The organism is Amycolatopsis ponsaeliensis (genome assembly GCF_030182635.1).
In the GTDB taxonomy this organism is placed as follows: Bacteria; Actinomycetota; Actinomycetes; order Mycobacteriales; family Pseudonocardiaceae; genus Amycolatopsis; species Amycolatopsis ponsaeliensis.
In genome coordinates, this window is the sequence record NZ_JAPZLD010000086.1 from 1 (window position 1) to 16,139 (window position 16,139).

The following is a 16,139-nucleotide window of genomic DNA, read 5'->3' on the forward strand; positions in this document are numbered from 1 at the left end:
GGCCCCCCCGCCCCCCGCCCCCCCCACCCCCCCCCCCCCGCGCCCCCCCCCCGCCCCCCCCCCGGCGGGGGGGCCCCCCCGGGGGGGGGGGGGCGGGGGGCGGGGGCCCGCCCCCCACGTCCTGCCGCACACCCCGCTGGGCGCGCCCGGCGGGATCGCCTCCGCCGGGCAGCGGGCCTGGCGGTGGGAAGGCGAGATGGCGGAGATCGCCGAAGCGTGCGCCGACGCCGGGCTCTCGCCCGCGTTCGTGACCGCCGCGCAGGAGCTGTTCGGCCGGTGGCGCGAGCACCGCGACGACGACGGCGTCACGGTGCTCGACCTCCTTCAGGCGCTGGTCACCCGGCCGGGGTGACGTCGATCAGGACCTTCCCGGTCGCCCCTTCCTCGGACGCGATGTGGGCCTTCGCGGTCTCTTCGAGCGGGAAGCGGTGGACCGGCACACCGCGGTCCTCGCCGAGCCGCAGCGCGCCGTCGGCCAGCGCCGCCGAGACGTCTTCGGCCCCGGCGCGGAGCTTGTCCGCCCCCACCGTGTAGAGCACCAGGAACTGGTACCGCGTGTTCAGCCACAGGTTCGCGCCGAAGTCGAGGGTGAGCGTCCCGGTGCCGCGGTCGTCGCCGTAGACCGCGACCGTGCCGCGCGGGCGCAGGACCTCGGTGTGCAGCGGGGCGTTGACGCCGGCCGCGACCTCGACGACCAGGTCGACACCGTCCGGGGCGACCTCGCGGATCCGGGTGGCGAGGTCCGGGTCGGGGTAGCGCAGCACGTGCTGGGCACCGGCCGCGCGGGCGAGCGCGGCCTTCTCGTCGCTGCTCACGGTCGCGATCACGGTGGCCCCGGCCCAGCGGCCGAGCTGGATCGTGGCGTTGCCGACCGCGCCGGCGCCGCCGCTGACCAGCACCGTCCGGCCGTCGAGCGCGCCGGGGGCGAGCCGGGTGGGCCCGTCTTCGGCGACGGTCAGCGCCCGGTGCGCGGTCAGCCCCGGGACGCCGAACCCGGCGCCTTCGTCGAAGCCGGCGCCGTCGGGCAGGGGGACGACCTTCTCCGCGGGGAGCACGGTGTACTCCTGCGCGGTGCCGGCCACCGGGCCGTGGGTGCCCGCGAGGATCAGCCACACGCGGTCGCCGGGGGCGAGCCCGGTGACGTCCGGGCCGACCGCGTCGACGACGCCGGCCCCGTCCTGGTTGGGGACGGTGTCGGGTGTTTCGGTCCCGGCTTCGGCGCCGCGGCCGAGCCGGGCCTTCCAGTCGGTGGGGTTGACCGCGGACACGACGATCCGGACGCGGACCTCGCCGGGCCCGGGTTCCGTGATGGCCCGCTCCGACAGCGACAGCACCTCGGGTCCGCCGTGGCGGCGGTAGACGACTGCTTTCATGCCGGGTGCAATCCCGCGGCACCCCCGGGTTATTCCCGCCGCCCGGAAATGAAACCGCGGCGCTTTTCCCGCCGGCGACCGGAAAAAGAGCTCCACGCGGGTGATCCCCCGGCCGGGCGATTTTCCGTGCTGCCCGAGCGAAATCGGCCGCCGTCGCAGAAAATGGGCGCGTGGGAGAGGAAAAGCGCAGTCCGGGGGACGAGCGGCCGAAGCGCGACGACGGGGAACCGACGCCGATCTTCGACGCGGTGTTCAGCGCCACGCGCGCGCGGGCCAATACGAAGAATCCGCCGGGAGAGCCGGAGAAATCGGGACGCTGAATCGCTTTCGGCGGCGGGGGGAGGAACCGGCGTGCGCGAGGGGCGGGCGTGGCGCGGCCTGGCCGTGACGTACGCGGCGGTCTCGGCGGTCCAGGCCTACCTCGCGGCGGCGATGGGCGTGGTGTGGGCGGCGGCCCTGGCGGCGCTGTTCCTGGCGGCGGCGATCGCGTGCGGGTTCGCCGCCCGCTGACCTGAGGCAGTTTGCTGGACGTCCGCAGTGAACATGTAGCATGTTGCCTGCACGTGCATCTGCAGACGAGGAGTGGACCGTGGCCGGCGTGGTGAACAGCATGATCGCCGCCGAGCACGCGGCGGGTGCCACGATCTCGGAGCTCGCCGAGCGCTGGGGCATCGACCCGCGCCAGGTGGTCGAGCGCCTGGCGCGCGTCGAAGGGCATTCCTGACGGCCGCGGGCCTCAGATCGCGCGTTCCCCCTTGCCGAGCACGACGATCCCGCCTTCGCTGACGTGGTAGTGCCCGCGGTCCCGGGCCAGGTCGACCCCGATGTGCGCACCCGGCGGCACCACGACGTTCTTGTCGAGGATCGCCTTCCGCACCACCGCGCCGCGGCCCACCCGGGCCCCGTCCAGCAGCACCGATCCCTGCACGACCGCGCCCTGCTCCACCAGCACGTCCGGGGAGAGCACCGAGTCCACGACCTGCGCGCCCGAGATGATGCAGCCGTTGCTGACGATCGACTGGTTCGCCGAGCCGCCCTCGACGAACTTCGCCGCCGCGCGCTGGCCCGGGTGGGCCAGGATCGGCCACTTCCGGTTGTAGAGGTTGAAGATCGGGTGCGTCGAGATCAGGTCGGTGTGCGCGTCGTAGTAGCTGTCGATCGTCCCGACGTCGCGCCAGTAGCCGTGGTCGCGCTCGGTCTCGCCGGGCACGACGTTGCCGCTGAAGTCGTAGACCGCCGCCTCGCCGGACTTGACCAGGGCCGGGATGATGTCGCGGCCCATGTCGTGGTGCGACGCCGCGTTCTCGGCGTCCGCGTGCAGCGCTTCCAGCATCACCTTCGTGGTGAAGATGTAGTTGCCCATCGACACGTACGACTCCTCGGGGGAGTCCGGCAGGCCCGGCGGTTCGGCGGGCTTCTCCAGGAACGCGTCGATCATCAGCCCGTCGGTGGTCCGGATGACGCCGAACGAGCTCGCCTCGGCCCGCGGCACCCGGATCCCGGCCACCGTGACCCCGGCGCCCGAGGAGATGTGGGACTCCAGCATCTGCCGGGGGTCCATCCGGTAGATGTTGTCCGCGCCGAACACCGCGATGTACTCGGGGTCCTCGTCGTAGACCAGGTTGAGGCTCTGGTGGATGGCGTCGGCGCTGCCCTGGTACCAGCGCGGGCCGAGCCGCTGCTGGGCCGGCACCGGCGTGACGTACTCGCCGGTGAGCGCCGAGAGGCGCCACGTCGTGGAGATGTGGCGGTCGAGCGAGTGCGACTTGTACTGCGTGAGCACGCACAGCCGCCGGATCCCGCCGTGCACCAGGTTCGACAGCACGAAGTCGACCAGCCGGTGCACGCCCCCGAAGGGCACGGCGGGTTTCGCGCGGTCCGCGGTGAGCGGCATCAGCCGTTTGCCCTCGCCGCCCGCGAGCACGATGCCCAGCACGTCGGCTCCAGTGTTCACGACGACCTCCCGCACGCTTCGTAGAGGGCGACCGTCCGCTCGGCGATCGCCTTCCAGCCGAACTCGCCGACCGCACGTTCGCGGCCGGCCGTACCCATCGCGGCGGCCCGGTCCGGGGACCCGACCACTTCGTTCAGCGCGGCGGCCAAGCCCGCTTCGAACCCTGGCGCGTCTTGGTCGTCGTAGTGCACGAGCAGCCCGGTCCGGCCGTCGTCGACGACCTCCGGGATGCCCCCGACGTCACTGGCCACCACCGGCGTGCCGCACGCCATCGCCTCCAGGTTCACGATGCCCAGCGGCTCGTAGACCGACGGGCAGGCGAACACCGTGGCGTGGGTCAGCAGCTGCACGACCTCGGGGCGCGGCAGCATCTCCGGGATCCAGCGGACGCCGGTGCGCGTCTTCTCCAGCTCGGCGACCAGCCCGCGGAACTCGGCGTCGAGCTCGGGGGTATCCGCGCCGCCCGCGCACAGCACCAGCTGGGTGCCGGGGTCGAGCGACGCGGCCGCGCGGACCAGGTGCGGGACGCCCTTCTGCCGGGTGATCCGGCCGACGAACAGGACGTAGGGCCGGCCGGGGTCGACGCCGTGCTTCGCCAGCGCGTCGGTGCCGGGGTCCGGGCGGTACAGGGCGGTGTCGATGCCGTTGTGGATCACGTGCACCCGCTCGGGCGGCACCGCCGGGTACGCGGCCAGGACGTCACGGCGCATGCCGCCGCTGACCGCGACGATCGCGTCCGCGCCTTCGTAGGCCTCGCGTTCGATCCACGACGAGACGCGGTAGCCGCCGCCGAGCTGCTCGGCCTTCCACGGCCGCAGCGGTTCCAGCGAGTGCGCGGTGACGACGTGCGGGATGCCGTGCGTCATCTTGGCCAGGTGCCCGGCCAGGTTCGCGTACCAGGTGTGGCTGTGCGCGAGGTCGTGGCCCTCGAGGGCGTTCGCCATCGACACGGCGATGTCCATGGTCGTGAACGCGGGCTGGCGGTAGCCGTGCGGATCGGTGTGCCCGGTGGCGTCGGGGCGGTCCGCGCCCCAGCAGTGCACGTCGAGATCGACCAGCGGCCGCAACTCCCGGGCGAGGAACTCCACGTGAACCCCGGCTCCGCCGTAGACCTCCGGCGGGTACTCCCGGGTGAGCAGGCCGACCTTCATGACCGAACCCTATGGCCTTTCCGGCCTCCGGCGCAGTCTGGCGTCCAGGCGAATTCCCGGGTCGCTCGGATGAGCGGGATCAGAGGTCGTAGAGCCGCGTCCAGTTCTCGCGCGAGGTCAGCTCCGGCAGGGCGCGCTGATACCGCTCCTGCACCGCCGCGCCCTCCTTGCGCAGCCGCTGGATCACCCGGATGCCGCGTTTGGCCAGGTCCAGGGTCTTGGCCCGGTCGTAGGACCGGACGCGGACGCCGTCCTGGCCGGCGTCGGTGACCACCACGGTGTTGAACAGCGAGGTGTGCCACCAGTGGGCTTCGTCCGCGGGGACGGCGCCGAGACCGAACCGGTGGCGGCCCCTGGTCTGGTCGAGCAGGCGCTTGATCAGGACGACGACGGTCCGGCTGGGCGGCGGCGCGCTGTTGATGATGCCGATGTCGTTCGAGGCGATCCCCGGGACGTCGGTGGCCTTGTGGCGCTTGGTCTCCGGGTACTGGTCCCGGATCCGGCGGATCTCCTTCATCGCCTCCACGCCACCGTCACGCAGGACCTCCGGGCCTTCGAGGAAGTCCTCGACGGCCTTGATCAGCGTCGCCGACAGCCCGTACTGCATCCCCAGCAGATACCGCACCAGCTGCGCCAGCAGCACCCGGGAGAGCAGGTTGAGGTTGAACGGCGAGTGCAACGCCGCGGTGATGATGGAGTTGCGCAGGTTGAAGTAGCGGTGCCACTCGTCCCAGTCCTTCATGTGGAAGTCCGCGTGCCACACCCCCGCGCCCGGCAGCGTCACCGTGGGGAAGCCGTGCGCGCGGGCGCGGTAGGAGTACTCCGCGTCGTCCCACTGGAAGAAGAACGGCATCGGATACCCGGTGGCCTGCACGACCTCGTACGGGATCAGGCAGGACCACCAGCCGTTGTACCCGGCATCCAGGCGACGCTCCTGGCGGTTCGGCTTCAGCGTCTCCTCGTCCACCCCGAGCAGGTCGGCGGTGGTGAGCGAGTGCTCGACCGGCTGGCCGGGTTCGAGGGTGTTCAACCGGGCGTATTCGGCGCCGACGTGCAGCTGGTTGGGGTGGAACAGGTTCAGCATCTGCCCGCCGACGATGATCGGGTTGGCGGCGCGGTTGGAGAACGCCGTCATCCGGATCACCAGGTCCGGCTCGAGCAGGACGTCGTCGTCCATGAACAGGACGTTGGCGTGTTCGGTGGCGGTGTGCCCGGCCACCTCGTAGAGGCCGCGGGTGAACCCGCCGGCGCCGCCGAGGTTCGGCTGCTTGATGTAGTGCAGCTTGTCGGCGAGGTCCTTGGCGACCTGCTCGAACCCGTCGCGGGACTCGACCAGGTCGGTGCCCTGGTCGGCGACGTAGATCGCGTCCAGGGTCTCCAGCGACGACACGTCCGCGGCCAACGCCTGGAGGTTTTTGAGGCAGTCGTCGGCGCGGTTCATCGTGCAGATGGTGACCGCGGTCGGGCGGATCTTCTCCGGCGCTTCGACGGTCCAGCGGACCTGCTCGACGCGCAGGGTCTGGCCGCCTTCGGTTTCGAGGTCGAGCCAGAGGGCGCCGCCGTCGTAGAACTTGTCCAGCTGCGAGGTCAGCGTCACCCTCGTCTGCTTGACGTCGGTGACCTGCTCGGCGGCGACCACGCGGGGTTCGCCTTCGACGTCGGAGGCGCCCATGGACAGCAGGCCGGTGCCGGTGACGACGGCCTCGACCGACACCTCGGTCACCGTGGACCAGCGCTGCCAGTACGAGGCCGGGAACCGGCCGAAATACGTGTTACCGGACACCTTCGTGCCCGGGGCCAGCCGGATCGCGTCGCGGTCCCGGACCGCCGAACCGGTGTGGACCTCGGCGTAGAGGTCCTTGCTGACGATCGGCGCCGGGCCCGCGTACAGGCCGCGCTGCGCGGTGAGGTCGGTCATGCTCAAGCTCCGCTTCCGTTGCCCCGGACGAGATACAGCTGCTGGGTGCCGGCCCACGGCGACGTCAGTGTCCAGTGGGCCAGCGCACCGGGCGGCGGATCGCCGCGCACCAGGGCGTAGTCGGTGACGATCGGCCGGTCGCCGAAGTCGAAGAACCGGAAGTTGACGTCGACCAGCGCCCGGCCGAGCGCGCCGAGGTGGGCCTCGCGCTCGGTGATGGCCGGCCCGACGGCGCCGCGGTCGTCGAAGAGGTCGACGATCGCGCAGTCGCAGCTGTAGGCCAGCACGCCGATCTCGCCGCCGCTGCGCACGGTGCCGCCGCCGACCAGGCGGCCCAGCTCCGGTCCGATCCGTTCGTAGTCGGCGGTCGCGTCGTGGTTGGACATCAGCGGCGCGAACCGCCGCGGCAGGCCACCGGCCGCGTAGGCGCCGATGCTGACGACCAGGACGCCCGCGACCGCGACGGCGGCCGCCACCCGGGCCGGCACGCGGACCGCGGCCGCCGCGGCCGCCGCGGCGGCCGCGAGGAAGAGCGTCGCCGCGACCAGGCTCGGCCCGTAGTACCAGTGGTACGGCGGCACGTGCAGCCGCGTGTAGGCCAGGTAGTGCGCGATCCCGGCGGGCACCAGCGGACGAACGGCCGCACCCGAGCCCACAGCGGGCCGCCCCGGGCCGCGTCCGCCACGCAGAGCGCGAAGGCGAGCAGGGCGAGCGCGGCCGGGAGGAAGGACGCGGCCGTCGCCCACGGGAAGACCTCGGCGTAGAGCCCGGGGCCGTTGCCGAAGTCCCATTGCCCCCAGGACTTCTGCAGGGTCTTGATGATCACCGTGTCCGGCACCGCCGACCCGAGCACCACCCAGCTGAAGGCGAACCAGGGGAGCGCGACCGCCGCTGCGGCGAGCACCGACTGCCACGCCTTCTCCCAGAACCGGCGCCGCAGCGCGAACAGCACCAGCGCGACCACGACCAGATCGAGCCGGACGAGGGCGAGCAGCCCGGTCAGGACGCCGAGGGCGACCGGCCGCCGTTCCCCCGCGAAGACCAGCAGCCAGGCGATGCCGGCCGCGCCGAGCTCGACCTCGAGCCCGATCGACGACAGCAGCAGCGGGTTCACCGTCAGCAGGGCGACGGCGCCCGGCGCGAACCAGGCCGGCAGCCCCGCCCGGTCGCCGGTCCGGCGCAGCGCGAGGGCCAGCGCGACCTGGCAGAGCACGAACAGCGCACCGGCGGCGAGCACCGCGTCGCGCAGGACCAGGGTCAGCGCGGCGAGGAGCAGGACGTTCAGCGGCGACGTCGCGGTGTTCGACGTCTCGGCCGCGATCAGCCCCCAGTGCCCGTGGAAGGCGAGGTTGCGCGCGTAGGCCAGCGTGATGAACGTGTCGTCGACGAGGTGCGGGCGCACGACCGCGAAGACGAGGGCGGACACCACGGCGACGGCGCCGGGCAGCACCCAGCGCCGCGGCCGGGACTCCGGGGCCGCGATCCCGGCGACGGGGTCCCGCCGCTGTGCCACGGTCACGGTTCGCGGGTGAGGGTGAAGTGGCCGACGCCCTTCGCCGCGGACTGCACTTGCCAGCTGTCCGGCCCGGTCGCCGGCCCCGAGCCGTACTGCAGCCGGTAGTCCGGTTTGCGCGGGGTGATCGAGCGGTCCAGCCAGTGGTAGTTCACCCGCAGCGCCAGGCTCATCAGCGGGTTCGCCGTCGCGATCCGCTGCTCGACGAGCTCCTTCGCGTGGCCCCGGTCGGAGAACTCGTCGATGATGGCGCACTCGCAGTAGTACGCGAGGGTGCCGATCTCCCCGGGACTGGCCACGCTCGCGCCGTCCAGCCGCGCGCCCAGCTCTTTGCCGACGCGCGCGTAGTCCTGCGCGCTGGCCCAGTTCCCGAAGATGACCGGCGACTTCCACGGCACGCCCTGCGCGGCGTCGACGGCCGCCGCGCTCAGCACCAGCACGCCGGTCAGGCCGAGCGCCAGCAGCGGGGGACCGGTGCGCAGCGCCGTCCGCTCACGCGCTTGCCCGAACCAGGCACCGAAGGCAGCGACGGCGAAACTGCCCACCGTCGTCGTCGGAGCCACGTAGTACCAATGGAACGGGCCGACACCGATGAACGAATAGGCGATGAAATAGAGGATCCCGCCGGCCCCCAGCGCCGCGACCGGGCCGAGCGCGGGGAACTCCGGCCAGCGCACGGAGAACCGCGCCGCGGCCCACACGGCGAGCGCGACCGCGCCGAGCAGCGCCGGCACGAACGACACGAGCACGGTGACCGGGTAGCCGAGGTAGTACATCACCGGTCCGGTGCTGTAGGTCCACGGCGCGAACAGCCCCACCTGGGTCTGCTTGATCGCCAGCGTGTCGGGCACGAACGAGCCGAAGGCGACCCAGCTGAAGACGAACCACGGCGCGGCCGTCAGCACCGCGACACCGGCGGCCGGCAGCAGCCGCCGCCGGATCGCGGGCGCGCTGAGCGCGATCACCACGACGAACACGATGAGGTCGAGCCGGGTGAGGACGGTGAGCCCGGCGGTGACGCCGAACAGGATCGGCCGGCCTTCGAGCGCGAAGACCGTCAGCACCAGCAGGACGGCAGGGATCAAGAGGACTTCGAGACCGATGGCGGACAACACGAACGGGTTGACCAGAACCAGTGTGACGCCGAGCACTCCGGCCGCGGGCGGCAGCGCCAGCTTCCGCCCGATGCGCTGCCAGGCCCAGCCGAGCGCACCGCCGCACAGGACCGTCAGGATCCCGAGCGCGACGACCGGGTGCGGGTCGCCGACCACCCGGGTCAGCAGGGTGAGCGCGGCGAGCAGCAGGACGTTCAGCGGTGACGTCGCGGAGTTCGCGGGCGAGCCGGGGATGATGCCCCATTCGCCGTGCACGGCGAGGTTCTTCGCGTAGGCGAGCGTGATGTAGCCGTCGTCGGTGAGACTGCCGCGCACCACCAGGAAAAGCGCGGCGCCCAGTATCGCCCCGAAGACGGGCAGCCACCGTCCTCGCGCGTTCACCTGCTCCGCTTCCGTTTCCGGTAGCACCTGTTCACCCCGCGGAAGCGCCACCGGCGCCGGATCCGTCATCTGCCCGATCGACATGTCCCGGGGACCGTAGTGACGCTTCATTACAGCGGTGCTACGTCACGGTTATGTCCGCCTGCTCTGTGGAACATCACCCGATGGTGGCACGGCCGGAGTGGGCTCGCAGTGTGACCGGGCTCCATTGTGGACGACTTCGGCCGGCGGTGCGAGGCCGTGGGGTCAGGTTCGGCGCCGCCGGGTGGTGACCACGACCAGTGCGGTGCCGCCGGTCAGGAGCAGGGCGCCGAGGCCGAGGATCGGGCCGATGTCGATTCCCGTGTCCGGCAGGCTGCCGTTGCCCGGGGTGGTCGGTGCGGGTGCCGGGGTGGCCGAACTCGTCGATGTCGTCGGCGTCGTGGTGTCGGTGGCCGGGGTGGTCGTGCCGGACGGGCCGGTGGTGGACGGCTCGGTCGTGGTCGGCGCCGTGGAGGTGATCGTCGGTTTGGTCGTGGTCGGCGTCGTGCTGGTGGTCGGGGTCGTGGTGGTCGGTTCGGGTTCTTCGTCGCACGAGGGCAGTTCGCCGGTGAACGGGTATGCGTGGAACTCCTGCCCGCTGCCCGGGCCGCTGCTAGCGCCGTGGACGAGGTTCCCCGCCGTGAAGAAGCGCCCGTTGGTGCCCGGGAGCGTCACGGTTGTCGTCCCGGCCGGGTTTCCGGCCAGCACGCTGCCCTGGAACATCCCGGTGCCGACGAGGTGGACCGCGGTCGCCGCCGGGAAGTTCCACAGCAGGCGGGGGCGCAGCCGGTTCAGCGGGTCGTTGTCGTCGAGGGTGCCGCTGTAGGTGTTGATCGTCCGGACCGCGCCGGTGAGGGTGACCAGTACGGTCGCGCCGGCGGGGATGCCGGCGAACGCGATGCCCTGGGCGCCGCCGCCCGGCCCGGCGATGTCCTGGGTGACGGTGAAGACCTGCAGCGCCGACTTCCCGTCGCCGGTGAAGAGCGTCTGGTAGTTCTGGTTTTGCACGGTTCCGGTGGTCGCCGTCCGGGCGTAGCACTCGCTCGCGGCGGTGAGCCTGCCCCGCAGTCCTTCGTACGGCTTCATCGCGGCGGCGTCCTGGACGAGCTTCCCGATCACCGTTCCGATGACCGTCCCGGCGTGGCGGACCACGCCGCCGGCCGAGTCGCCCACGGCGTCGAGCCGCTGCCGCTCGGCGACCGTCAGGTCCCCGCCGACGGTGAGGAAGTCGGCGCCGTCCGGCGGCGGCACGCGCGAGCCGACCCCGGCGACCCCGACGTTGTAGATCGACGACCCGGCGGTCTTGCGCAGCGTGAAGTCGCCGCCGACGACCACCCGGCCCTCCGCCTCGGCGGCGCTGCCGGTGACGCGCATGGTGCCCCCGACGAACAGGTTCACCCCGTTGTCCCGTCCGGCGAACGGGCCGTTGCCGACCGGCGGGTGGGGATCGGGACAGCTCCCGGGCACGCACGGCCCGAGGCCGCCGGGCAGCGGATCGGCGTGCGCGGACCGCACGACGGGCACCGAGAGCACCACGAGCCCGCAGGCCGCCAGCGCCGCCAGGGCGGCATGGGTCGCGCGCACGGGACCTCCCCTGTCCACAGTGGACTCTTCGGTTCGGACGCTAGCGGCCGGTCACCCCGGTCGCCCGCCGATCCACCCGATCGAGGGCCGCCGGGTGCGCCTCCCCTCCACAGGGTGCGCTCGGCCATCCCGCCGACGAGGTCGAGTTACCGGCCGGAGCCCGGCCTCAGTGGACGGACCTGGCCCGATGAAATCCGGATGACCGCGACTTCCTCCCGGGGCGGGATGCGCCCGCGCCGCGTGCTTCCTAGGCTGGGTGGTGTGGGGGCGAGGGTGGTGAGCGGGGTCCGGGCCCGCCTGGAGACGAGCCTCGGCCGCGCCGGGATCGCGCTTCCGTGGTGGGTTCCGGTCGCCGTGACCGCCTTCGGGGTGGTGCTGGCGGTGGCGGCGGTGGCGCAACGAGGGGCGCTGGTGCCGCCGGCACCGATCGCCCTCGCCGGCCTCCTGGCGGTCGTCACCGCGCTCGGCTGGGCCGTCACTGGCGTGATCGCGCCGCCGTGGCTCAAGGCGCTCACCGTGCTCGCCGCCGTCGCGATCCTGCTGGCGCGGCCGGTCGTGCCCGACTTCGCCCCGGTCGTGCTGGTGGTCCTGGCCGCCGAGACGGCGGCGATCGCCCGGCCGGCGGTCGCGTTCGCCGTCGCCGCCGCGAGCGTCGCGACGCTGAGCGTGGCCGCGGCCCGGGTCGGGCTGGTCGGGTTCCCGGTCTACGTCGCGGCCGTGCTGCTCGGCCTGGCCGCCGGGTTCATGCTCCGCTGGTACGTGCGTGCGCTGGACGCCGAGCGCGCCGCCCGGGACGCCGTCCGCGACCAGGCCGTCCTCGCCGAACGGCAGCGGATCGCCCGCGAGGTGCACGACGTCGTCGCCCACTCCCTGAGCATCACGCTGCTGCACCTCACCGGCACCCGGCACGCCCTCCAGCAGGACGGCGACGTCGAGGAGGCCCTCGAAGGGCTCGCCGAGGCCGAGCGCGTCGGGCGCACCGCGATGGCCGACATCCGCCGGACCGTCGGCGTGCTGGCCGAAGCGCCCGCCGGGACCCGCCCGCTGCCCGGCGCGCGCGACATCCCCGCACTGGTCGAGCGCACCCGCGCGGCCGGGCTGGCCGTGCGGTACGAGCAGGAGGGCGACCTCGCCGCCGTGCCGGACCTGGCCGGGCTCGGGCTCTACCGCATCGCCCAGGAGTCGCTGGCCAACATCGCCAAGCACGGCGGCGGGGCACCGGCCCGGATGCGCCTCGACGTCGGCCCGGACGGCGCCCGGCTGGTCATCCGCAACCGGCTGCCCACCGGCGGCCCGCCCGGCACCGGCGGATCGGGTGTGAAGGGGATGTCCGCGCGGGCCGGCCAGCTGGGCGCCGAACTGACCGCGGGCCCGGACGGCGCGGACTGGGTCGTCGCGGTCGGCGTGCCCGCGGGCGGCCCGGCGTGACGGCGGGCGAAGTCCGGGTCCTGCTGGTCGACGACCAGGAGCTCGTGCGTTCCGGGCTGCGGCGGATCCTGCGCCGCCGCGACGGGTTCGTCATCGCGGGTGAGTGCGGCGACGGCGCGGACGTCCCCGCGGCCCTGGCCGCCACCGACGTCGACGTCGTGGTGATGGACCTGCGGATGAAGCACGTCGACGGGATCGAGGCGACGCGGCGGCTCGGCGGGCGCCCGCCCGTGCTGGCCCTGACCACGTTCGACGACGACGAGCTGCTGGCGGGTGCGCTGCGCGCGGGCGCGGTCGGCTACGTCCTCAAGGACTCGCCGGCGGAGGACCTCATCCGCGCCGTCCGGGCGGTCGCGGCGGGCGACGCCTGGCTCGACGCGGCGGTGACCGCCCGCGTCCTCACGACCTACCGCCGCGCACCCGCGGGCGACCCCGCAGGCCCGGCGCCGGGACTGCTGACGCCGCGCGAGCTGGACGTGCTGCGGGCGGCCGGGCGCGGGCTGAGCAACGCCGAGATCGCCGGCGCGCTGGTCGTCTCGGAGCTGACCGTGAAGAGCCACCTGGGCCGGATCTTCACCAAGCTGGGCCTGCGCGACCGCGCCGCCGCGGTCGTCTACGCCTTCGACCACGGCATCGTCAGCCCGCGGGTGTCCATTGTGGACGACGCGCCGGTGCGGCCGGCCGTCGCCGAGCCGGTGCCTGTGCCGGGGCTGCGGTTCTCGGTGCTGGGGCCGCTGCGCGCGTGGCGCGGCGGCAGCCCGCTCGACCTCGGGCCGGTGCGCCAGCAGGCCCTGCTGGCCGCGCTGGTGCTGCGCCCCGGCGTCACGGTCAGCCAGGCCGAGCTGCTCGACGGCGTTTGGGGGCTGGAACCACCGGGCACCGGGGGCCGCGTGCTGCCGGTGTACGTGCACCGGCTGCGCAAGTGCCTGCGCGGGCCCGGCGAGCGGACCCCGGACTCGGTGATCGGCCGCACGCGCGGCGGCTACCGGTTCGACGGCGACGGCGTCCGCATCGACACGGCCCGGCTGGCGGAGCTGACCGCGGACGCGGGCGCCGCCGAGGAGTCCGGCGACCTGGCCGCGGCCGCGTCGTCCTGCGCCGCCGCACTCGGGCTGTTCCACGGCGAGCCGCTGTCCGGGCTGCCGGGACCGTTCGCGGACGGCCAGCGGCTGCGGCTGACCGAGCGGCGGAGCACGCTCTGGGCGCGCAAGGCGAAGCTGCAGCTGCGGCTGGGCCGGTACGCCGAGACGGCCGACGAGCTGTCCACGGTGCTGGCCCTGGAGCCGTTGCGCGAACCGCTGGCGGCACTGCTGATGCGGGCGCTGCAGGCCACCGGCCGCCGCGCCGAAGCGATCGCGGCGTACGGCCGGATCCGCGACCGGCTGGCCGCGGACCTGGGCGTCGAACCGGGGGAGGAGCTGCGGCGCACCCACCGGGCGGTGCTCGACGACGTGCTCCACCCGGACTCGCGGGCTTAGGAGACGCGGGTGGCCCGGCTCCCGGTGACCGCGTCGCGTGCTTCGGCGAGGCCAGGGTACAGCGGCAGCACGCGGTCCAGGCCGAGGACGGCCAAGGGCCGGGCGACCGCGATCCGGGCCGCCGCGATCGCGTAGGGGATGTCGCGCGCGAGGGCTTCGCGGTAGGACTCGACCAGGACGCTGAAGACGGTCGAGTCGCAGAAGGTCGTCGCGGTGAGGTCGGCGACGACCGCGGCCGCGCCGCCATCGCCGAACGGGTCCAGCAGCGCGTCACGGAGCCGGCTCGTGGTCGCCAGGTCGAGATCGCCGGCGCAGCGGACGGTCACGACCCCCGCGTCGGTCGTCGTCGCGAAGCGGGGCTGGGTGTGGTTGTCGGTCATCGGTGTCCCTCCTGCACCGGCAGGTACCCACGGCAGCGCGGGTTCACTCGCCCGGGCGGGGCGAATTCGTGCGGCATCCGAGGGATAGCGATGCGTAAGCGTTGCGCGCGGGTATAGCTTGGCGGAGCAGCACCTTGCCGCCGATGACCAGGCGGGCCGTGGCGGGTTGCCACACCCCACGGCCGGCCGGATCCGGCCGACGCGGGCCGGATCCCCGGCGCCGGGCGGCGCCGAGGGGACGCGGCCGGCCGACGCCCCGCCGCCGCGTCCCCGCCTCGGCCGTTTCGGTTGTGCCGCAGCGGATCGCCGGTCCGGCTTCGTGGTGGCCCGGCGCATCGATCTTCGCCGGGGGCCGCGGGACACCGGGTGGCGATCTCCGCGCCGGCGCCGGCCACCGTGTCCCCGCCGGTCAGGTGGCTCGGCCGTCGCTAAGCTGCGACGAGCGAGGCGAAGGGGAACGGTGGATCCGAAGAACGTCGAGACGGGTGCCTGGGCGCCGGGCAAGGTGGCCGAGCTGCTCGGCGTCTCGCCGGTGACGCTGCGCAGCTGGAGCGCGCGGTACGGGATCGGCCCGTCGGCCGCGGCCACCGGGCGCCACCGCCGCTACTCCGACGCCGACGTCCGGCGGCTGCAGCACATGCAGCGGCTCGTCGCGCGGGGGATGCCGGTGCGGGAAGCGGCCGCGACGGCCTTCGCGGCGACGCCCGCCGACCCGCCCGAAGTGCCCGCGGCCCGCCGGGTGCGCGAGCTCGAGGACGCGGCCGAGGAGCTGCGGTCCGCGTCGGTCGCGGGGCTGCTCGACGAGACGCTCGGCACGCTCGGCCCGGCCGCCGCCTGGACCGACGTCCTGGCCCCGGTCCTGCGCGGCCTGGGCGACCGCTGGCAGCGCGGCGACGTCTGCTTCGCGTCGGAATGGGCTTTGACGACGGAGATTTCGCTGGCGTACGAGCGGTTCAGCCGCGGCTTCCCGGCGGCGGTCCCGGGCCGTCCGGTGCTGCTGGCCTGCTGCCCGGCCGAGCGGCACTCGCTGCCGATGGAGGCCCTGCGCGCGACGCTGGCCGAGGCCGGGATCCCGGTCGCGTACTTGGGTCAGCTGGTCCCGGCGGAGACGGTGGCCGACCTGGCGGCCCGCCTCGACCCGGTGCTGGTCCTGCTGTGGTCCCTGGCACCCCCGACGGCCGACGACCTGCTCGCGGCGCGGGTCCGCGACCTCGGCCGCACGGTGGGCACGGCCGGGCCGGGCTGGCAGCACCTGGGTGACCGCGGCTTCGCCCGGGTGAACGACCTGGCGTCGGCGATGGAGCTGGCCGTGGAGTACGCCGAGGTGTAGCGGTGAGGGGCGCTTGGTAGGTCGTGCGCGCTCTGCCCGCGCGCGAGAGCCGGAGCTAATTCAACCCCTCCAGCGCCCGCGTCAACTCCGGCACCACCGCGTCCCCGAGCCGCTCGAACTCGCGCTTCAACAGCGGGCTCGCCAGCTTCGCCCACCCGTGGAACACGATCGTCGCCCGGTAACGGACCGTCGTGCCGTCCGGGCCCGACGACAGGCCGAAGTCGTCCGTCGAAGTCGCCGTCTTGTTCTCGCCCACGAACGTCACGCGGCCGGCCTCGCGCCGGGTCAGGTGGTAGTCCAGCTCCGTGCGGCTGCCGCGGAACTCCGACACGTTGTGCCACTCGGCGCCGACCGTGATCGGGCCCCCGTCGGTGCGGGTGCACGACACCGTGCCCGGGTCCCACTCCTCCGTGTGCGCGAAGTCCGCGAGGTACTCCGCGACGCGCGCGACCGGCGTGCGCACGGTGACGGTGCGTTCGACCTGGACCATCGGACCTCCCGGGAACGGTTCGT

General features: G+C 73.7%; 16 protein-coding genes and 2 pseudogenes. 8 read left to right on the plus strand and 10 right to left on the minus strand.

Annotated elements, in window-relative coordinates; genetic code table 11:
* Positions 1-154 precede the first annotated feature (154 nt).
* The gene (locus QQ657_RS54305) at positions 155-352 is read left to right on the plus strand and encodes a DUF1932 domain-containing protein (RefSeq protein WP_284750362.1); all 198 of its coding nucleotides are present in this window, start codon (positions 155-157) and stop codon (positions 350-352) included.
* Here the strand turns inward: QQ657_RS54305 and QQ657_RS54310 are convergent.
* Positions 336-1,373, minus strand: a complete 1,038-nt coding sequence (locus tag QQ657_RS54310; RefSeq protein WP_284750341.1) for an NADPH:quinone reductase — start codon at positions 1,371-1,373, stop codon at positions 336-338. The two genes, QQ657_RS54305 and QQ657_RS54310, sit on opposite strands and share 17 nt — an antisense overlap.
* A 170-nt stretch (positions 1,374-1,543) precedes the next feature.
* Here QQ657_RS54310 and QQ657_RS54315 point away from each other — a divergent pair, with 170 nt between their 5' ends.
* The 3 genes from QQ657_RS54315 to QQ657_RS54325 all read left to right on the plus strand — a co-directional run bounded on the left by QQ657_RS54315 (position 1,544) and on the right by QQ657_RS54325 (position 2,097).
* On the plus strand, positions 1,544-1,693 hold the full coding sequence (locus QQ657_RS54315; RefSeq protein ID WP_284750342.1) for a hypothetical protein: 150 nt from the start codon (positions 1,544-1,546) through the stop codon (positions 1,691-1,693).
* A 31-nt stretch (positions 1,694-1,724) separates the two neighbouring features.
* Positions 1,725-1,883, plus strand: a complete 159-nt coding sequence (locus QQ657_RS54320) for a hypothetical protein (RefSeq protein WP_284750343.1) — start codon at positions 1,725-1,727, stop codon at positions 1,881-1,883.
* A gap of 79 nt (positions 1,884-1,962) precedes the next feature.
* A complete protein-coding gene (locus tag QQ657_RS54325) occupies positions 1,963-2,097 on the plus strand; it encodes a hypothetical protein (protein ID WP_284750344.1) in 135 nt (44 codons plus the stop codon).
* 12 nt (positions 2,098-2,109) lie between these two features.
* Here QQ657_RS54325 and glgC read toward each other — a convergent pair whose 3' ends face one another.
* The 7 genes from glgC to QQ657_RS54360 form a co-directional block, all read right to left on the minus strand.
* On the minus strand, positions 2,110-3,327 hold the full coding sequence (gene glgC / locus QQ657_RS54330) for a glucose-1-phosphate adenylyltransferase (RefSeq protein ID WP_284750345.1): 1,218 nt from the start codon (positions 3,325-3,327) through the stop codon (positions 2,110-2,112).
* Positions 3,324-4,478: a glycogen synthase gene (gene glgA, locus QQ657_RS54335; protein WP_284750346.1), complete on the minus strand. Its 1,155-nt coding sequence runs from the start codon at positions 4,476-4,478 to the stop codon at positions 3,324-3,326. Before glgA ends, glgC begins: the two co-directional genes overlap by 4 nt.
* Positions 4,479-4,557: 79 nt before the next feature.
* Positions 4,558-6,396: a glycosyltransferase gene (locus tag QQ657_RS54340; RefSeq protein ID WP_284750347.1), complete on the minus strand. Its 1,839-nt coding sequence runs from the start codon at positions 6,394-6,396 to the stop codon at positions 4,558-4,560.
* A 2-nt stretch (positions 6,397-6,398) separates the two neighbouring features.
* Positions 6,399-6,872: a hypothetical protein gene (locus QQ657_RS54345; RefSeq protein ID WP_284750348.1), complete on the minus strand. Its 474-nt coding sequence runs from the start codon at positions 6,870-6,872 to the stop codon at positions 6,399-6,401.
* Complete coding sequence (locus tag QQ657_RS54350; protein WP_284750349.1) at positions 6,782-7,915, minus strand: hypothetical protein; 1,134 nt, start codon at positions 7,913-7,915, stop codon at positions 6,782-6,784. Before QQ657_RS54350 ends, QQ657_RS54345 begins: the two co-directional genes overlap by 91 nt.
* Positions 7,912-9,516 (minus strand): glycosyltransferase family protein, encoded by a 1,605-nt coding sequence (locus tag QQ657_RS54355; protein WP_284750350.1) that lies wholly within the window; start codon positions 9,514-9,516, stop codon positions 7,912-7,914. The genes QQ657_RS54350 and QQ657_RS54355 overlap by 4 nt, the downstream gene beginning before the upstream one ends.
* A gap of 135 nt (positions 9,517-9,651) precedes the next feature.
* The gene (locus QQ657_RS54360; RefSeq protein WP_284750351.1) at positions 9,652-11,010 is read right to left on the minus strand and encodes a choice-of-anchor A family protein; all 1,359 of its coding nucleotides are present in this window, start codon (positions 11,008-11,010) and stop codon (positions 9,652-9,654) included.
* Positions 11,011-11,271: 261 nt separating this feature from the next.
* Between QQ657_RS54360 and QQ657_RS54365 the strand changes: the two genes are divergently transcribed.
* The 3 genes and pseudogenes from QQ657_RS54365 to QQ657_RS56875 form a co-directional block, all read left to right on the plus strand.
* Positions 11,272-12,438 (plus strand): sensor histidine kinase, encoded by a 1,167-nt coding sequence (locus QQ657_RS54365; RefSeq protein ID WP_284750352.1) that lies wholly within the window; start codon positions 11,272-11,274, stop codon positions 12,436-12,438.
* A pseudogene (locus QQ657_RS56870) lies at positions 12,435-13,082 on the plus strand (response regulator transcription factor); the annotation flags it as partial. The gene QQ657_RS54365 and the pseudogene QQ657_RS56870, both read left to right, overlap by 4 nt.
* A 147-nt stretch (positions 13,083-13,229) precedes the next feature.
* Positions 13,230-13,916 (plus strand): annotated as a pseudogene (locus QQ657_RS56875) (AfsR/SARP family transcriptional regulator); the annotation flags it as partial.
* On the opposite strand, the gene QQ657_RS54375 reads toward QQ657_RS56875, so the two are convergent.
* Positions 13,913-14,296, minus strand: a complete 384-nt coding sequence (locus QQ657_RS54375; protein ID WP_284750354.1) for an STAS domain-containing protein — start codon at positions 14,294-14,296, stop codon at positions 13,913-13,915. The pseudogene QQ657_RS56875 and the gene QQ657_RS54375 overlap by 4 nt on opposite strands.
* Before the next feature lie 460 nt (positions 14,297-14,756).
* On the opposite strand from QQ657_RS54375, the gene QQ657_RS54380 reads away from it, so the two are divergent.
* Positions 14,757-15,626, plus strand: a complete 870-nt coding sequence (locus QQ657_RS54380) for a MerR family transcriptional regulator (RefSeq protein ID WP_284750355.1) — start codon at positions 14,757-14,759, stop codon at positions 15,624-15,626.
* Positions 15,627-15,681: 55 nt separating this feature from the next.
* Here QQ657_RS54380 and QQ657_RS54385 read toward each other — a convergent pair whose 3' ends face one another.
* Positions 15,682-16,116, minus strand: a complete 435-nt coding sequence (locus QQ657_RS54385; protein ID WP_284750356.1) for an SRPBCC family protein — start codon at positions 16,114-16,116, stop codon at positions 15,682-15,684.
* Positions 16,117-16,139: the final 23 nt, after the last annotated feature.